Annotated in this window: 12 protein-coding genes; 1 reads left to right on the forward strand and 11 read right to left on the reverse strand. The window is 70.4% G+C overall.

Annotated features, from left to right (window positions below; translation table 11 throughout):
- Nucleotides 1–73: 73 nt before the first annotated feature.
- Nucleotides 74–1,453 (forward strand): hypothetical protein, encoded by a 1,380-nt coding sequence (locus AVP42_RS10650; protein ID WP_157356799.1) that lies wholly within the window; start codon nt 74–76, stop codon nt 1,451–1,453.
- Between the two features lie 353 nt (nt 1,454–1,806).
- Here the strand turns inward: AVP42_RS10650 and AVP42_RS10655 are convergent, their stop codons facing one another.
- The 11 genes from AVP42_RS10655 to AVP42_RS10705 all read right to left on the reverse strand — a co-directional run bounded on the left by AVP42_RS10655 (nt 1,807) and on the right by AVP42_RS10705 (nt 15,810).
- Nucleotides 1,807–2,421, reverse strand: coding sequence for a thymidine kinase (locus AVP42_RS10655; protein ID WP_067948835.1), 615 nt, complete (start codon nt 2,419–2,421; stop codon nt 1,807–1,809).
- Nucleotides 2,422–3,132, reverse strand: coding sequence for a response regulator transcription factor (locus AVP42_RS10660; protein WP_082847175.1), 711 nt, complete (start codon nt 3,130–3,132; stop codon nt 2,422–2,424).
- Nucleotides 3,122–4,264 carry a hypothetical protein gene (locus AVP42_RS10665; protein WP_157356800.1) on the reverse strand — a complete coding sequence of 381 codons (1,143 nt, stop codon included), beginning with the start codon at nt 4,262–4,264 and terminating at the stop codon, nt 3,122–3,124. Before AVP42_RS10665 ends, AVP42_RS10660 begins: the two co-directional genes overlap by 11 nt.
- Nucleotides 4,261–5,628: a sensor histidine kinase gene (locus AVP42_RS10670; protein WP_157356801.1), complete on the reverse strand. Its 1,368-nt coding sequence runs from the start codon at nt 5,626–5,628 to the stop codon at nt 4,261–4,263. The genes AVP42_RS10665 and AVP42_RS10670 overlap by 4 nt, the downstream gene beginning before the upstream one ends.
- Nucleotides 5,629–5,685: 57 nt before the next feature.
- Nucleotides 5,686–7,806 (reverse strand): intein-containing Rv2578c family radical SAM protein, encoded by a 2,121-nt coding sequence (locus AVP42_RS10675; RefSeq protein WP_369798141.1) that lies wholly within the window; start codon nt 7,804–7,806, stop codon nt 5,686–5,688.
- Between the two features lie 61 nt (nt 7,807–7,867).
- The gene (locus AVP42_RS10680) at nt 7,868–9,625 is read right to left on the reverse strand and encodes an ATP-binding cassette domain-containing protein (RefSeq protein ID WP_067948843.1); all 1,758 of its coding nucleotides are present in this window, start codon (nt 9,623–9,625) and stop codon (nt 7,868–7,870) included.
- A 387-nt stretch (nt 9,626–10,012) separates the two neighbouring features.
- Nucleotides 10,013–11,512 carry a malate:quinone oxidoreductase gene (locus AVP42_RS10685; RefSeq protein ID WP_255361447.1) on the reverse strand — a complete coding sequence of 500 codons (1,500 nt, stop codon included), beginning with the start codon at nt 11,510–11,512 and terminating at the stop codon, nt 10,013–10,015.
- Nucleotides 11,513–11,645: 133 nt separating this feature from the next.
- On the reverse strand, nt 11,646–12,188 hold the full coding sequence (locus AVP42_RS10690) for an LPXTG cell wall anchor domain-containing protein (RefSeq protein WP_067948845.1): 543 nt from the start codon (nt 12,186–12,188) through the stop codon (nt 11,646–11,648).
- Nucleotides 12,189–12,412: 224 nt separating this feature from the next.
- A complete protein-coding gene (locus AVP42_RS10695) occupies nt 12,413–13,072 on the reverse strand; it encodes a hypothetical protein (RefSeq protein WP_067948847.1) in 660 nt (219 codons plus the stop codon).
- A 253-nt stretch (nt 13,073–13,325) separates the two neighbouring features.
- The gene (locus AVP42_RS10700) at nt 13,326–14,381 is read right to left on the reverse strand and encodes an aspartate-semialdehyde dehydrogenase (protein ID WP_067948849.1); all 1,056 of its coding nucleotides are present in this window, start codon (nt 14,379–14,381) and stop codon (nt 13,326–13,328) included.
- A gap of 154 nt (nt 14,382–14,535) precedes the next feature.
- The gene (locus AVP42_RS10705; protein ID WP_067948850.1) at nt 14,536–15,810 is read right to left on the reverse strand and encodes an aspartate kinase; all 1,275 of its coding nucleotides are present in this window, start codon (nt 15,808–15,810) and stop codon (nt 14,536–14,538) included.
- Nucleotides 15,811–15,819: the final 9 nt, after the last annotated feature.

Below are 15,819 nucleotides of genomic sequence, written 5' to 3' on the forward strand. Positions count from 1 at the left end.
TGCGCTGCGCCCCCATTGTAGGGTGGTCGCTCATGGGGGAACTGTGAGTAGCGGCTATGCCTTCTGGCCCGCGATGACCATCTTTGTGGTCGTCGTCGCGGTTGCCGCGGGAACAGGGTTCCGCCGAGGTTCGATGCTCAGCCCATTTGTTCTGGTGCTGCTCACCCTCCTATCGATCTTCGGTATTCGCCCGCTCCTCATGCCTGCCCAACCCGAGTCCTTCAATTTCTACGGGTACAACACGACCGCGGGCTTCGAAGCCGCCGCGCTGATGGGATTCGTTGGGACTCTCTCGTTCGTGATGGGATACGCGTTTCGGCGATTGACCCTCTCCAGACGACGTGCGGCAGGAATGATCGAGCTGGCCTCCCCCTGGGAGATTCCACCCGAGTGGGCGCCAGGCCGATCGATGCGGATTGCTTGGGGTTTGTTTGGCGGCTGGTTCCTCATGATGATCGTGATCGGAGGCGGCGTTGGGTTCCTTGCTGAGATCTTCGGCGGGCGATCCCCCGAGGTGATGGCGAACCTAGCGGGTGTCCCCGCCGTGGTTTCAGCGCTGCCTGTGATCGGCTGCTTGACCATCGCCGTGGTGCGATTCAGACACGAGCGCTACCTGAGGTACTCGAGCGTCCAGAACTTCAGCTACTGGTTGATCGCAGCGCTTTCCGTCGTTCCCCCGTCAGCGATCGGCACACGACGATTCTTGATCCCCTCCCTCCTAATGGCGGTCCTCGGGGCGCTCGCCAACTCATGGCACAGCCGCATCAAGCCGAGCTGGGTGATCGGCGGCGTAGTCGGTTTCTTCGCCCTCGCGATCGTCCCATTCATCCGTTCGTCAGGCAGCCGGGCCCCAGGCACCGACCTCCTGGGCGCGATGCGTGCGTATTTCGGAGAACAAGGGGTCGGCGGCATCCTCGATGGATTCTTCCTGTCCTACGACACCGAGATGTTCAACTATGTCTCGTACCTGTCGCAGTCAATGGGAACCAGAATCGAGTTCGGCTTCGGCAGAGGCACGGTCGGCGAGGTCTTGGCCCTCCCTATCCCCGCTGCGCTCAGCCCTTTCGAGCGATGGAATGACGTCCTGCTTCTTCAGATGTTCGGCACGGTCTGCGACTACCAGCAGGCATGCCCTGTCCCGAGCATCATCGGGGTTCTATATTCGGACTTCGCGTGGGCAGGGGTCATTGGAGGGATGGTCCTCTTGGGTATCTGGTCGGCCCGGTTCGAGGGAAGCCTGATCACGGCGACCGGCACCCGTCTCGGCGCCCTGCTGCTCGCCGCCGGTTGGACGATCCTCTTCACGCGCGGCAACTCGATGGCCCAGGTATGGCTTGCATTCCAGGTCTTCGTCGTGTGGTGGGTGCTCGACAGATTCCTGCTACGGCCGACGCGAGGAGCCTCGGCCACACACGAGCCCGCTCCTCCGAATCGTACGCAGAGCCGGGTGTGAGCCGCACCGACCGCGGCGCTTCCCGTGGGAGGGCGATCTCTGCGCAAGTGCCTGCCTCCGCGAACGGCAAAGCGGTCGTAGGAGACGGGTATCACGCTCCCACCCATCCGGTCGACCGCGGTTAAAGGGCCGCCGTCTGTCAATCGCTGATGCCGAGCACCAAGCAGACACCTCTGCGATCGCTCTCCATGGCGGTGAGATTGCCCAGCGCCTGCGGGCGGTAGCTCGATCGTGCAGTCATCACAGACGCACCGTGTTGACTCGGTATCGGCCGGCGGTCGTCCCTCGAGCCGTGAATGCCTCCGAACCGACCTGCGCGCCGTGGATGCCTCCGAACCGACCTACGCGCCTCGTCAGTGACGGCCGTTCAGCACCCCGCCGCTCTCCTGCAGGTAGCAGACGCCGCACAGCGACTCGTACGTCACCTCGACGCCGTCGATCGCGACCTGGTCGCCGTCGAAGATGTACCGCCCGTCGACCCGCCGCCCGTTGAAGATCGCCTTGCGGCCGCACCGGCAGATCGTCTTCAACTCCTCGAGGCTGTGCGCGACCTCGAGCAGCCGCCGGCTCCCCCGGAAGGCGGCCGTCTGGAAGTCGGTGCGGATGCCGTACGCGAGGACCGGGATGTCGTCGAGCAGGGCGATGCGCAGCAGGTCGTCGACCTGGTCGCCGGTGAGGAACTGCGCCTCGTCGACGAGCAAGCAGCTCACGTCACGGCCGTGCGCCTCGATGACGGGCGTGCGATACCGCTGGAACACCTCGAGCACCTGGTCGTCGGGCCCGATCGTGAAGTCGACCTCGCGCACGACGCCGAGCCGCGACACGATGTCGCGGTCGCCCTTCGTGTCGACCGCCGGCTTCGCCAGCAGCACCCGGTGCCCGCGCTCCTCGTAGTTGAAGGCGGCCTGCAGCAGCGCGGTCGACTTGCCGGAGTTCATCGCCCCGTACCGGAAGTACAGCTTCGCCATCTATTCGAGGATCCCGTCCTCCGCCGCGCGACGGATGAGTTCGGAGCGTCGACCGGCCGGACGGCCGACCTTCGCGTACTTGTCGCGCGCGCGGCGCAGGTAGGTCTTCGCGGTCTCGTACCCGATCTCCATGCGACGGGCCACCTCGTTGGTCGACAGGCCCTGCACGTACAACGTCACGGCGCGCTGCTCGGCGGCGCTCAGCGCAGCGTCGGCGACCTCGGCACCGGTGGGGGGCGCGGATGCCGCAGCCGACTGCTCGTCGCGAACCCGCGGCCGCTTCGGCACGCGCTCACCGCGCGCCACCCGACGCACCACGTCGATGACCTCGCGCACCGGGAGCGTCTTCGGCACGAACGCCACCGCACCGGCGGCGAGGGAGCGCTCGCGCGACTCGGCGTCGTCGAGCGCGGTCACGACGACGACCTCGCAGCCCGCGGCGCGGCACGCGCGGATGCGGGACTCGATCGACACCGACTCGGGCAGCTGGAGGTCCATCAGGACGATGTCGACCGGGAACGCCTCGTCGCGGATCAGGTCGATCCAGCGGGTCGCACGGATCGCCACCTCGACATCGGGGGCGTTCTCGGCGATCCAGAACGCGATGCCGTCGACGATGACGGCATGGTCGTCGAGGATGCCCACCCGAACGAGCGGGCGAGCCTCGCGCTCGTCGCCCGGTTCGCGCCGGACATCATCATCAGGCGTCATGTCGGAACTCCACACGGATATTCTCCCCCGTGGAGGACACCTCGCCGCGCAGCCCGACGGCGCGTGCCACGGCCACGAACCGGTCGATGTCGCGACGCCCGAGCGCGCCCGCCCCGGGGCGTGCCGTCACCGTGATCCGCGACTCCCCCTTGGTCGGCGTGGCGAACGCGATCGTGATCGCCGCGGCCCGGCGCTCGTCGGCCAACCACACGATGAGGGCGGTGATGGCCGCGCGCTGCTCGACGCGCAGTCGGGCCGCCGCGGCCGCCTCGTCATGGACCGTGACGGGCACGCCGCGCATGGCCGTGGTCGACGAGGCGAGCTCGTCGAGCCAGGTGGATTCGATGCCCGCCCGGAGCGCGCGGCGGAGGGCGTCGGCGAGCTCGCGCGCGCGGTCGGCATCCGCCACGGAGATCCGGTCGGCGGTCATGACCTGGGCGAGGAACGGGAGCACCTCGCGGCTCAGGACCGAGACGCGGCCCTGCTGCACCGACCGGGCGATGCCCGTGCGGAGCGCGGCCTCGTTCTCGAGCGCCACCGCGTTGGTGCGCCGCTGCCACGCGAGCGTCTCGGAGACCACCGACGCGGAGTAGGCCGCCGCCGCCGCCGCCGGCGCGAAGACCGCCACCGCGTTGAGCAGTGCGAACGACAGCGCGGGCGCAGCCGTGACCGCCGGACCGGCCGAGCCGAGGCCGAGGATCGCCACGACGACGGCGCCGAGCGTGCCGGCGACCAGCAGCGCCACCCACGAGCAGAACGGGGCCAGCGCGAGCAGCAGCAACCCCACCGAGAGCGGACCGAAGTCGTCGTACAGGTACCGGTCACGTCCGATCGTGCTCACGTACTCGGCGACCGCACCGCCCAACGCGAGCAGGACCACGAGTCCGAGCCGTTCCAGCGTGAAGGGCGCGCGAGCGGGCAGTGCCGACACCCACGCCACGAGTCCCGCCACGGCCACCAGCGCGATGGCGAGGATGGCGGCGGCCGGCGAGTTGATCTCCTCACGGTGCCACCAGGTCAGGGCGATCGCCATCGTGGTCGTGCCGATGGCGCCGGCACCGACCAGCGGGACCGCGGCGATGCCGCCCAGGGGGTCGACCTCCTGCTGCGTCATCCGGATCGTGCCCCTCATCGGCCGACCCCCTCGACCGGAACGCTGAGGAGCACGGTGGTGCCCACGCCGGGACGCGACCACACCTGGACGGTGCCGCCCTCCTGCTCGATCCGCCCGCGGATCGAGGTGCGCAGGCCGATGCGATCCGGCGGCACCCCCGCGACGTCGAATCCGGCACCGCCGTCGACGACGGCGACGGTCAGCTCGGAGTCCCCCGGCCCCACGGCGACCTCGACCTCGTCGACGCCCGCGTGCCGCACCACGTTCATCAGGCACTGCGCCACGGCCGCCTCGAGCGCCTCCCGGCGTGCCGGGTCGATCCGGCGCAGCGCCGACGGATCCCCCGACAGGTGCACTTCGAGGCCGGCGTGCCGCGCGACGTCGATGGCATCGGCCAGCGGTGCCGGCCCGGTGTCGGCCTCGGCGTCGACCGTGCCGGCCGCGTCGGCGGCCGTCGCAGTCAGCGTCGATGCAGCGAGCGGCGAGCGACCGCGCGCGGCGTCGGCCCGGGCGCTCGATGCGGGACGGCGGGTGCCCTGCCCCACCTCGTCATCCGCCTCGTGGTCGGCGTGGTCGATGGCCCAGTCCCGCCCGACGATGAGCGCGAGGTCGTGACGGATGTCGGAACGCAGCCGTTCCGCGATCGGCCCCGACCCGGCGGTCGCCACGGCGATGAGGTGGCTGAGCGCGGTGTCGTGCAGGCGTGCGATGGCGCGGAGCTCGTAGTCGTGCCGGATGGCGAGTTCGCGGGTCTGCTGCGTCGCCCGGTAGAGGCCCGCTTCCTGCCTCGCGGCGCTCCGTCGGGAGATGCCGTCGAAGGTGCGCACGATGGTCATGATCACCAATGCGGCGGCGGCGGTCACGTTCGGCACCCAGACGCCGGCGCCGGACCAGTCGACGGCGGCCGCATCGTTCAGCGCGACCGCGAGGAGTGTGGCCGCCTCGCCGATGCCCCAGCCGAGCGCCGCCCACGTGATGGCGATGCGAGAGCCGAAGCCGGCGCCGCCGAGCAGCACGAGGGCCACCCGGGGCAGCGCCAGCATGGCGTTGTTCGTGCTCTCGAAGTCGCTGCCCGGCTGCATGATGAGCTCGGTCAACGCGAACGCCACCCCGCCGCCCACCACGAGCGTGACGACCGTGAGCGTGACATTGGGCCACCGCATCAGCGCCGCCTGCGCCGCCGCCTGCGCGGCCAGGAGCAGCAGCACGAGCATGGCCGAGGCACGCGGCTCGGGCAGGCCCCACGCCCGACCGTCGACGACGGAGGCTGCCGCGATGGCCATCGCGGCGAGCAGGCACACCGCGGCGGCGCTGTGGCCGGCGCGGGTGAGCGCTCGACCCAAGGACGCTCCCGCGAGATGCTCGGGAAGGCCCAGGGTCATCGTGCTCCCATCCGCCGGCGGGTGTTCGCGTCCTGCCTTGAAGGATTATCCCAGTTGTCAGAACAGCATGGTGGGTGATGCCGCCGCAAGGCCGGAGGAGGGGGCGGCGGTTCGCCTCGGGGCCGTCGATGCCACCCCGCCCGTCACGACGTCTTCACGGCCGCGCTCGAGCCGGTGCGCGCGGAGCAACGGCCGCATCCGCTCGGCCAGCCAGGCACGGTACTCCTTCGGCGCATAGGCGCTCGCCCCCGGGTACATGGCGCGATAGCGGTCGACGAGATCCGGGTGCTCGCGCGCGAGCCACGAGAAGAACCACGGCTTGACCGACCCCCGCAGGTGCAGCGCCGAGTAGACGAGCCTCGTGGCGCCGGCCGCCTTCGCCCGGCGGACCGCCTCATCGAGGTGGGCTCGCGTGTCGGTCAGGTACGGCAGGATCGGCATCAGGAACACCGAGCAGTCGAAGCCCGCCTCACGCGCCGCCGTGACCGTCGCCAGCCGTGCCGCAGTCGTCGGCGTGCCCGGCTCGATCGACCGCTGCACCTCGTCGTCGTACACGGCGATCGACATCGCCAGGTCGATGGGCACATGCTCGCGCGCCGCCTGCAGCAGCGGCAGGTCGCGCCGCAGCAGCGTGCCCTTGGTGAGGATGCTGAACGGCGTGCCGCTCGATGCGAGCCCGTCGATGATGCCCGGCATGAGCGAGTACCGCCCCTCGGCACGCTGGTAGGGGTCGGTGTTGGTGCCGAGCGCGACCGGTTCGTGCTGCCACGACGGCCGCACGAGCTCGCGCTGCAGCACCTCGGCGACGTTGACCTTGACGATGATCTCGCGATCGAAGTCATCGCCCGCGTCGAGGTCGAGGTACTCGTGCGTCGGCCGGGCGAAGCAGTTATGGCTCACGACTCCGTTCGCGATGAAGTCGCCAGTACTCGTCGTGATGTCGAGCAGGTCGAGTTCCGCCCCGAGCGGTTCGACGGACATCACCCTCAGGTCGGCATGGGTCTTGACGGTCGATCCGATGATCCCGCGCTTCCGCGAGATGGCAGGCTGCGTCATCCCGAAGAAGCGCTGGCGTGACGGTAGGCCTCCTCGAAGCCGGACCGAGTACACCCCGTTCGGCGCGGGCCCCCCCAGGACGGCATCGAAGCCGAGCTCGGCCAACGCGAGGACGGTCGCCTCCAGCATCGTCTGGTTGCTGTTCGAGATCTGGACGATCCCGCGCGAGTTGGATCCCTCCGCGTCGAAGATGCCGGCCAGAAAGCCGGCGCGCCACGCGGCTGAGGGATCGGCCGGCCAGGCGATCAGGGCGCTGATCTGCTGGTAGTGCTGCCGACTGCTGGTTCGGATCGCGCGCATCGGCCGGCGATTCGTCGCCCCTGTGGAGAACACGAACTCGGTGGTCCTCACGCCGAAGTGGCTGAGATACGCCCCGGTGCGCTCGAGCGCCTCGTCATCGCAGAGCGCGAGGCGGAATCGGTATGCCCGGTACGTCTTGTCGCTCTTGCCGGTTCGCGGATAGTCGCGTTCCAACATCATTCCGTCACCGCGCACCATGCCGGTCAGGTATCCCAGCCGGTACTCGTCTGAAACGTGATCCGCGAATTGCGGCGAGGGGCCCACCCCGAACCCGATGAGCGAGTTCCCGGTGGTCAGGTGCGGTCGCCGATCAGTCCCGTTCATTGCGCCGGTCACGTACTTCCAGCCGCGTTCAGTGAGGAATCGGTGATCGCCGCTCGCCACGATCGTCGTCCCGTCCGCGAGGCGGATGCGGTAGGCGGGCTTGCGCGTCGACCACTTCGCCAGCACGGTCGATGGGGTGTACTTGCGGTATCGACCCACACGAGTCGTTCCCACCAGGACGTCGCCGACCTCGACATCGCGCAGCGGTCGGTTCGATCCGTCGGCGAGGGTGATCGACGTGTCGGGGTCCAGGCAGTAGGCGCATGCGTGCTGGCAGCCCCGGTAGGGGTTGATGGTCCAGCCGAACGGCACGTAGGACTGGCCGGGCACCTTGTTCAGCGCCGACTTGGCCAGCACCTCGTGGAACGTGACCCCGGCGAACTCCGGCGTCTGCACCGACCTCACCAGGTTGTTCAGGCGCGCGAGGCCCGGCAGCGTGCCCTGCTGCTCGACGCCGAGCTCCTGCGTGTTCCACCTCACCCAGCTATTCGAACACACGTTCGAACCGAGGGCAAGCGGATGCCGCGGCGCGCCGTGCTACGGCATCCGCTCGAGTGTCCTACGTCGCGGCGAGCGCCCCGACCGGATGCGGGCGGAGCGCGAGCTCCTCCCCCTCCCACCGGCGACGAAGCCACCGGTCGTGACTCGCCACGAGCACCGCGCCGGGATACGCGCCGAGCGCCTCCTCCAGTTCGCCGGCCAGGGCCAGCGACAGGTGGTTCGTCGGCTCGTCGAGCAGGAACACGTGCGGCGGCGCGGCGATCACCAGCGCGAGCGCGAGCCGCCGCTGCTGCCCCACCGACAACCGGCCCACGGGCCGATCGAGGTCGCGCGAGCCGATGAGCCCCAGGTCGGCGAGCGGCACGCGCTCGGCGCGCCGCTCCCCCAGCGCCCGCGCGTACAGCGCCCTCGGCGTGGCATCCGGATCGGCGAACCGCACGTCCTGCTCGAGCAGGCCGACGCGCAGCCCGCGGCGCCGGCGCACCGTGCCGCGATCCGGCGCGAGACGCCCCGCGAGCAGGGCGAGCAGGGTGGACTTGCCGGCGCCGTTCGCGCCCGTGATGAGCAGCCGCGTGAGCGGTCCGACCTGCAGCGCATCGAGCTCGAGACGCCCGTCGACCGCCACGCCCGACACCTGCAGCAGCTGCCCGTCGTCGCCCTCGAGCGCGTGCGACCCCGACGGGATGCCCGCGAACGCCATCGGCGACGGCGGCCGGGCCACCTGCGTGCGCTCCAGCTCCGCGAGGCGCAGCTCGGCGTTCCGCACCCGCCGCGAGACCGCCTGCTCGACGTTCTCGCGCTTGAAGTGCTTCAGGAACTTGTCGTTGTCGCGCGCCGCACGACCGTGCGCGACGTCGCGGGCGCGCTCGGCGACCACGACCCGCAGCCGCCGCAACTCGGACTGCTCCTCGTCGTGCTGCCGCGCCCAGCGTGCGCGTTCCTCCGCGCGCACCGCCAGGTACTCGCTGAACGACCCGCCGAACACCGTGCCGACGGATGCCGCGAGCACCGCCTCACGCGACCCGGCGCCCGCCGGGGCCGCCCCGGTTCGCGCGAGTGCCGCAGCACCCGCCCGCCCCGGATCCAGGTCGAGCAGGCCCGTCGCCACGCGGTCGAGGAACGCCCGGTCGTGACTGGCGAACACGACCGGTCCGCGCCACGCAAGGAGGCGCTCCTCGAGGAACCCGGCGGCGTCGTCGTCGAGGTGGTTCGTGGGCTCGTCGAGCAGGAGCGCATCCGGCGACGACAGTAGCAGCGCCGCGAGCGCGAACCGGCTGCGCTGACCGCCGGACAGCTCGCCGATGCGCCGGTCGCGACCGAGCCCGGCGAGCCCGAGTCCGTCGAGCAACTCGTCGCGGCGCCGCTCGACCGACCACACGTCGGCGCGCTCGGCCGCCTCGAGGGCGACGGCGTACCGGTCGGCCGCACGGGCGGCTGCGGCATCCGTCGACTCGGACTCGGGCGCCGACAGCGCCGAAGCCGCGGCGTCGAGTTCGACCTCGATCGCCCGCACGTCGGCGACGGATGCCTCGAGCACCTCGTCGACGCGGTCCGCCGGGTCGAACGGCAGCTCCTGGAAGAGCAGGCCCGTGCGCGGCGGCCGGGCGATGCGCCCGCCGACGACGGCGCCCGGGAGGACGTCGCCCGCGATGACGCGCAGCAGGGTGGACTTGCCCGCGCCGTTCTCGCCGATGAGCCCCAGGCGACGGCCCGGGGCGACGGTGAGATCGAGGTCGGACAGCACACGACGATCGCCGAACGCGACCGAGAGGCCGTCGACGCGGAGGTGGGATGAGTGGGAATGGGTGACTGACATGAGGCGGAGCCCCTTCGCGAGGAGGCTCCCGGGCCGTCGGCGTGCGAACGCGCGCTTCAGCGGGCGCGGACGACGCGTCGGACACGGCCCGACGTCACGCGTGGACGGCGACGACGGCCCGGGAGCGGGTGATGGATCCCGCCGGGCATCTGCCGTCGCCTGGGTGCGCGCGAACACTGTCGCGATCAGTGGAAGGAGCGCACCCCGGTGTCAACGGCGCCTCGGGCGCGGGACGATGGGATGTGCTCACTTCATAGCGGGGTCGACTGTAGCAGACCCGCGCGGGTTGGTCGAGGTTTGGCTTGGGGGGGTCTCGATACGGGCGCTTCGCGTCCTACTCGACCAGCGGGCGCTTCGCGTCCTACTCGACCAGCGGGGCGCTGCGCGCTACTTGGCGACGAGCGCCGTGCTCGGGGTGAGCTGCAGCACGGCCGCGGTGCGCGCGAGCGATTCCGCCGCCGCCTCCGGGTCGTCGGAGAGGTTCGTGCCGAGCGACGGGATCATCTCGCGCAGCTTCGGCTCCCACTCGCCCATGCGGTCGGGGAAGCACTTGCCCATGACCTCGAGCATGATCGGCACCGACACCGAGGCCCCCGGCGACGCACCCAGCAGGCCGGCGATCGTGCCGTCGGCGCCCGAGATCACCTCGGTGCCGAACTGCAGGATGCCGCCCTTCTCCGGGTCCTTCTTCATGACCTGCACGCGCTGGCCGGCCGTGATGAGCTCCCAGTCCTCGGTCTTCGCCGTGGGCATGAACTCGCGCAGCGCCGCCATCTTCTTCTCGCGCGAGGCGAGCAGCTCGGAGATGAGGTACTTCACGAGGTCGAAGTTGCGCAGGCCCACCTGCAGCATCGGCCCGAGGTTGTGGGTGCGGATGGAGAACGGCAGGTCGAACCACGTGCTCGTCTTGAGGAACTTCGGCGTGAAGCCCGCGTAGGGCCCGAACAGCAGCGACGTCTCACCGTCGACCACTCGGGTGTCGAGGTGCGGCACCGACATCGGCGGGGCGCCGACGGCGGCCTTGCCGTAGACCTTCGCCTGGTGCTGCGCCACGAGCTTCGGGTTGGTGGTCCGGAGGAACTGGCCCGAGATCGGGAAGCCGCCGTAGCCGCGGATCTCGGGGATGCCCGAGTGCTGCAGGAGCGCGAGCGCCCCGCCCCCCGCGCCGACGAACACGAACCGCGCGCGCACGGTGTGCACGTTGCCGCCCACGAGGTTGCGGACGCGGATCCGCCACGTGCCGTCCTCCTGGCGCTTCAGCCACGTCACCTGGTGATCGGTGCGGATCGACGCCCCGCGCGACTCGAGGTCGCGCATGAGCTGCACGGTGAGTGCGCCGTAGTCGACGTCCGTTCCGGACTCGATGCGGGTCGCCGCGACCTTCGCCTTGGGGTTGCGCTTCTTGGCGAGCAACGGCGCCCACTCGGCGATCGTGTCGAGGTCCTCCGTGTACTCCATGCCGGCGAACAGCGGCTGGCCCTCGAGCGCCTTGACGCGCTTCTTCAGGTATTCGACGTTGGCCTTGCCGCGCACGAACGTCATGTGCGGGGTGGAGTTGATGAAGCTGCGAGGCTCGGGCAGCGAGCCGTCTTCGACGAGGTGGGCCCAGTACTGCCGGCTCACCTGGAACTGCTCGTTGATCTGCACGGCCTTCGCGGCGCTCACGCTGCCGTCGGGCGCCTCAGGCATGTAGTTCAACTCGCACAGCGCCGCGTGGCCGGTGCCCGCGTTGTTCCAGGGGTTCGACGACTCCTGCGCCACGCGACCCAGCCGCTCGTAGACGCGGATGCTCCAATCGGGCTGCAGCCTCGAGAGCAGGGAGCCGAGCGTAGCGCTCATGATGCCCCCGCCGATCAGCACGACGTCGACGGTCTCCTCGGAAGTCACGGGTTCCAGTGTAAGTGGGCGCGGATGTGTGCTTCGACCAGGTGGTCGTCCGTGACGAACGGATGCCGCACAACGGCCGACCGGCCCGCCCCGCGCGATGCGGGACGGGCCGGTCGGCCGTGATGCGGACGGATCAGCGACGCTTCGCCGCCGCGATGCGCGGCGCGGCGATCGCGCCACCGAGCGCCATCGCGCCGAGGCCGGCGAAGAGCAGCCAGCCGTTGTCGAAGCCGGTCTCGGCGAGCTGCTCGCCGCCGCCCTTCGGCGCCTCGGAGTGCTTGCCGCCACCGTCACCGCCACCGGCCGGGTCGGTGTGGACCGGCGTCGTCGGCGGGGTCGTGTGGGTCTGCTCCTTCTCGTACGCGAACGAGTAGTGGCTGACGTCCTTCGTCGACGAGTGCGTGATCTCGAGGGACTTCACGGGCGGGTCCACGGTGACGTACTCGGGCCCGAGACCCTGGTTCGCCGAGCCTGCCTTCACGCAGTACTCGGTGATGAGGTATCCCTCGGGGGCCGTGATGGTCACCGACGAGACGTCGCCCTGGGTGTCGATCTTGCCCGAGTCCAGGCCGGCGCAGACCTGGTCGTTCTGAGCGGCGTAGGCGGGCGCGGTGGAGAATGCGACCGCCCCGCCGGCGAGCAGCAGGGCAGCAGCGAACAGACGGGTTGACTTCATGAGGGGCTCCTGGCGGGTGACGGGTACTCGGATTTGTCGGCCAGTGGGCAGGGTGAGACCGGCGGCTGGGGAGTCCGCCGATCACCATTGGACGGTTGCGCTCAGCCTAGGTGTCCTCACAAATGAGGACAGCCCCCAGAAAGGGAGGCAGACCGCCGCTTGCCGGTCGCGGATGCGAAACGGCCCGCCCCGCGGAGCGGGACGGGCCGTTGTGAGAAGTCGGGTCAGCGACGCTTGGCCGCGACGATGCGCGTGGCTGCGAGGCCGCCGCCCAGGACGATCGCGCCGAAGCCCGCGAAGAGGAGCCAGCCGTTCTCGAAGCCGGTCGCCGCCAGCTGCGCCTTCGTCTCGGTGGCCTCGCCGCCGCCGACCGGGTCGGTCTCGCCGTCACCGCCGCCGATCGGGTCGGTCTCCCCGTCGATCGGCTCGCCGACGACCGGCTCGCCGTCGCCGTCGCCGCCGCCCACGGGGTCGCCGTCACCGTCGCCGCCACCCACCGGGTCGCCGCCACCCGCCGGGTCGCCGTCGCCCGGCGTCGCCGGCGGCATGGTCTCGGTGACCTCGACGTACGCGACCGAGTAGTGGCTGATGTCCTTGCCGGAGCTGTGGCGGAAGGTGACCGACTCGGCGTAGGGGTCGAGCGTGATCAGCTCGGGCCCGAGGCCCTGCTTGGCCGAACCGGCCTTCACGCAGATCTGGGCGATCAGCTGCCCCTCGGGGGCGACCGCGGTCCACTCCTTCTCGCCGTTCGCGGAGAGGTGGCCGGTGTCGAATTCGGGGCAGACGTTGGTGCCGTCGGGGGTGGCGTAGGCCGGGGCGGCGGTGAATGCGACGGCGCCGGCAGCGAGGATCAGGGCAGCAGCGAACGCACGGGGTGACTTCATGGAAGGGGGCTCCTGGGGGGAAGTGGGTGTTCGGTTACGGAGTCGACCGGGCGCGTGGGCAGGGTCGAACGGCGGGTGGGAAGGCCGCCGATCACCACGTCAGGGTCATGCTCAGCCTAGGGCTCGCGCGAAGCGGAGAGATATGCCCTGAACGGAGTCCGACCGGGCGTCTCGATCACGATTCGGTCACGGCACGCGAACGCCCCGGGCGCGGCATCCGTCTGCCTCGCCCGGGGCGTGAGTTCGCGGGTCGTCAGACCTTGGCAGGCAGCTCCGCGGCGACGAGTTCGGCGATCTGCACGGCGTTCAGCGCCGCACCCTTCCGCAGGTTGTCGTTCGACACGAAGAGCACGAGTCCGCGGCCCTCAGGCGCCGACTGGTCGCGGCGGATCCGCCCGACGTAGCTCGGGTCGGTGCCGGCGGCCTGCAGGGGCGTCGGGATGTCGCTGAGCTGGACCCCGGGCGCCTCGGCGAGCAGTTCGGTCGCGCGCTCGGGGGTGATGTCGTTGGCGAACTCGGCGTGGATCGACAACGAGTGCCCCGTGAAGACCGGCACGCGCACGCAGGTGCCCGCGACGCGGAGGCCCGGGAGCTCGAGGATCTTGCGGCTCTCGTTGCGGAGCTTCTTCTCCTCGTCGGTCTCGAGGTCGCCGTCGTCGACGATCGAGCCGGCGAGCGGGATCACGTCGAACGCGATGGGACGGGGGAACTTCTTCGGCTCGGGCATCGTCACGGCCGAGCCGTCGTGCACGAGCTCGATCGCATCCTGCTCGACGGCCGCCTTGGCCTGCTCGAGCAGCTCCTCGCCGCCCGCGAGCCCGGCGCCGGACACGGCCTGGTAGGTCGCGACCATCAGTCGCTCGAGGCCGGCCTCGTCGTGCAGCACCTTCAGCACCGGCATCGCGGCCATCGTCGTGCAGTTGGGGTTCGCGATGATGCCCTTGCGCGCCTCGGCGATCGCGTGCGGGTTCACCTCGCTGACCACGAGCGGCACGTCGGGGTCCATGCGCCATCCGCTCGAGTTGTCGATGACGGTGACGCCCGCGGCGGCGAACCGCGGCGCCTGCGCCTTCGACAGGGTCGCGCCCGCCGAGAAGATCGCGATGTCGAGGCCCGTGGGGTCGGCCGTCGACGCATCCTCGACGACGACGTCCTCGCCGCGGAACGGCAGCGTCGTGCCCGCCGAGCGCGCCGAGGCGAAGTAGCGGATCGACGCGACGGGGAAGTCGCGGTCCTCGAGGAGCCGGCGCACGACCGCGCCGACCTGTCCGGTGGCGCCGACGACGCCGATGTTCACTCCGTGTGGCATGGTGCTCCCTCTCGTGGCATCCAGTATTCAGGAGTTCGTCCGGGCGTCCGCCGAGAGCGGGGCGCTCGGTCCTGATCTGGCAGCCTTCTCCTCAAATCCGGCAGTCGTTCGACGGATGCCGCGCGGGACGCCGCGTCGCGGCATCCGTTCGCGACTAGCGGCCCGTGCCCGCGTAGACGACCGCGTCGGCGTCGCCGTCGAGCTCGAACGCGGTGTGCACCGCGCGCGCGGCCGCGTTCACCGAGTCGGCGCGCGTGACGACCGAGATGCGGATCTCGGACGTCGAGATCATCTCGATGTTGATGCCCGCGTCGTACAGTGCCTCGAACAGCTTCGCCGAGATGCCCGCCGCCGAGCGCATCGCGGCGCCGACCAGCGACAGCTTGCCGATCTGGTCGTCGTACTGGAGCGACTCGAAGCCGAGCGACTCCTGCGCCTCGGACAGCGCCTTCAGCGACCGCTCGCCGTCGGACTTCGGGACGGTGAACGAGATGTCGGTGCGACCCGTCGCCGCGGCCGAGACGTTCTGCACGATCATGTCGACGTTCGCGTTCGTGTTCGCGACGATCTTGAAGATCTTCGCCGCGGCCCCCGGCACGTCGGGCACGCCGACGACCGTGATCTTGACCTGGCCCAGGTCGACCGCCACACCGGCGATGACGGACTCTTCCACAGCTTCTCCTTCGGGAAGGCGCTCGGGGTCGTAGACGACGGTCCCCTCGCTGTTGTTGAACGACGAGCGCACGTGCAGGGTCACCCCGTGACGGCGCGCGTACTCGACGGCCCTGATGTGCAGCACCTTGGCACCGGACGACGCGAGCTCGAGCATCTCCTCGCTCGTGATGCGGTCGAGCTTGCGTGCCTTCTTCACCACGCGAGGGTCGGACGTGAACACGCCGTCGACGTCGGTGTAGATCTCGCACACGTCGGCGTCGAGCGCCGCCGCCAGCGCCACCGCGGTCGTGTCGCTGCCGCCACGGCCGAGGGTGGTGATGTCGCGCGTGTCGCGGTTGAAGCCCTGGAACCCGGCGACGATGACGACCGCGCCCTCGTCGAGCGCCTCGCGCAGGCGGACCGGGGTGACGTCGACGATGCGGGCGGCGCCGTGCGTGGCATCCGTGATCATGCCCGCCTGGCTGCCCGTGAACGAGCGCGCCTCGTGGCCCATGCTCTTGATCGCCATCGCGAGCAGCGCCATCGAGATGCGCTCGCCCGCCGACAGCAGCATGTCGAGCTCGCGGGGTGCCGGGAGCGGCGTGACCTCGTTGGCCAGGTCGAGCAGCTCGTCGGTCGTGTCGCCCATCGCGGAGACCGCGACGACGACATCGTTGCCCGCCTTGCGGGTCTCGACGATGCGCTTCGCGACCCGCTTGATGCTCTCCGCATCGGCGACGGACGATCCGCCGTATTTCTGCACGATCAAGCTCACGTGGGCGCT

Source organism: Agromyces sp. NDB4Y10 (genome assembly GCF_001620055.1).
GTDB classification, from domain to species: Bacteria; Actinomycetota; Actinomycetes; order Actinomycetales; family Microbacteriaceae; genus Agromyces; species Agromyces indicus.

Coding starts and splice junctions, on each gene's coding strand:
- AVP42_RS10650 (WP_157356799.1), top strand. CDS start 74: ATGACCATCTTTGTGGTCGTCGTCGCGGTTGCCGCGGGAACAGGGTTC.
- AVP42_RS10655 (WP_067948835.1), bottom strand. CDS start 2,421: ATGGCGAAGCTGTACTTCCGGTACGGGGCGATGAACTCCGGCAAGTCG.
- AVP42_RS10660 (WP_082847175.1), bottom strand. CDS start 3,132: ATGACGCCTGATGATGATGTCCGGCGCGAACCGGGCGACGAGCGCGAG.
- AVP42_RS10665 (WP_157356800.1), bottom strand. CDS start 4,264: ATGAGGGGCACGATCCGGATGACGCAGCAGGAGGTCGACCCCCTGGGC.
- AVP42_RS10670 (WP_157356801.1), bottom strand. CDS start 5,628: ATGACCCTGGGCCTTCCCGAGCATCTCGCGGGAGCGTCCTTGGGTCGA.
- AVP42_RS10680 (WP_067948843.1), bottom strand. CDS start 9,625: ATGTCAGTCACCCATTCCCACTCATCCCACCTCCGCGTCGACGGCCTC.
- AVP42_RS10690 (WP_067948845.1), bottom strand. CDS start 12,188: ATGAAGTCAACCCGTCTGTTCGCTGCTGCCCTGCTGCTCGCCGGCGGG.
- AVP42_RS10695 (WP_067948847.1), bottom strand. CDS start 13,072: ATGAAGTCACCCCGTGCGTTCGCTGCTGCCCTGATCCTCGCTGCCGGC.
- AVP42_RS10700 (WP_067948849.1), bottom strand. CDS start 14,381: ATGCCACACGGAGTGAACATCGGCGTCGTCGGCGCCACCGGACAGGTC.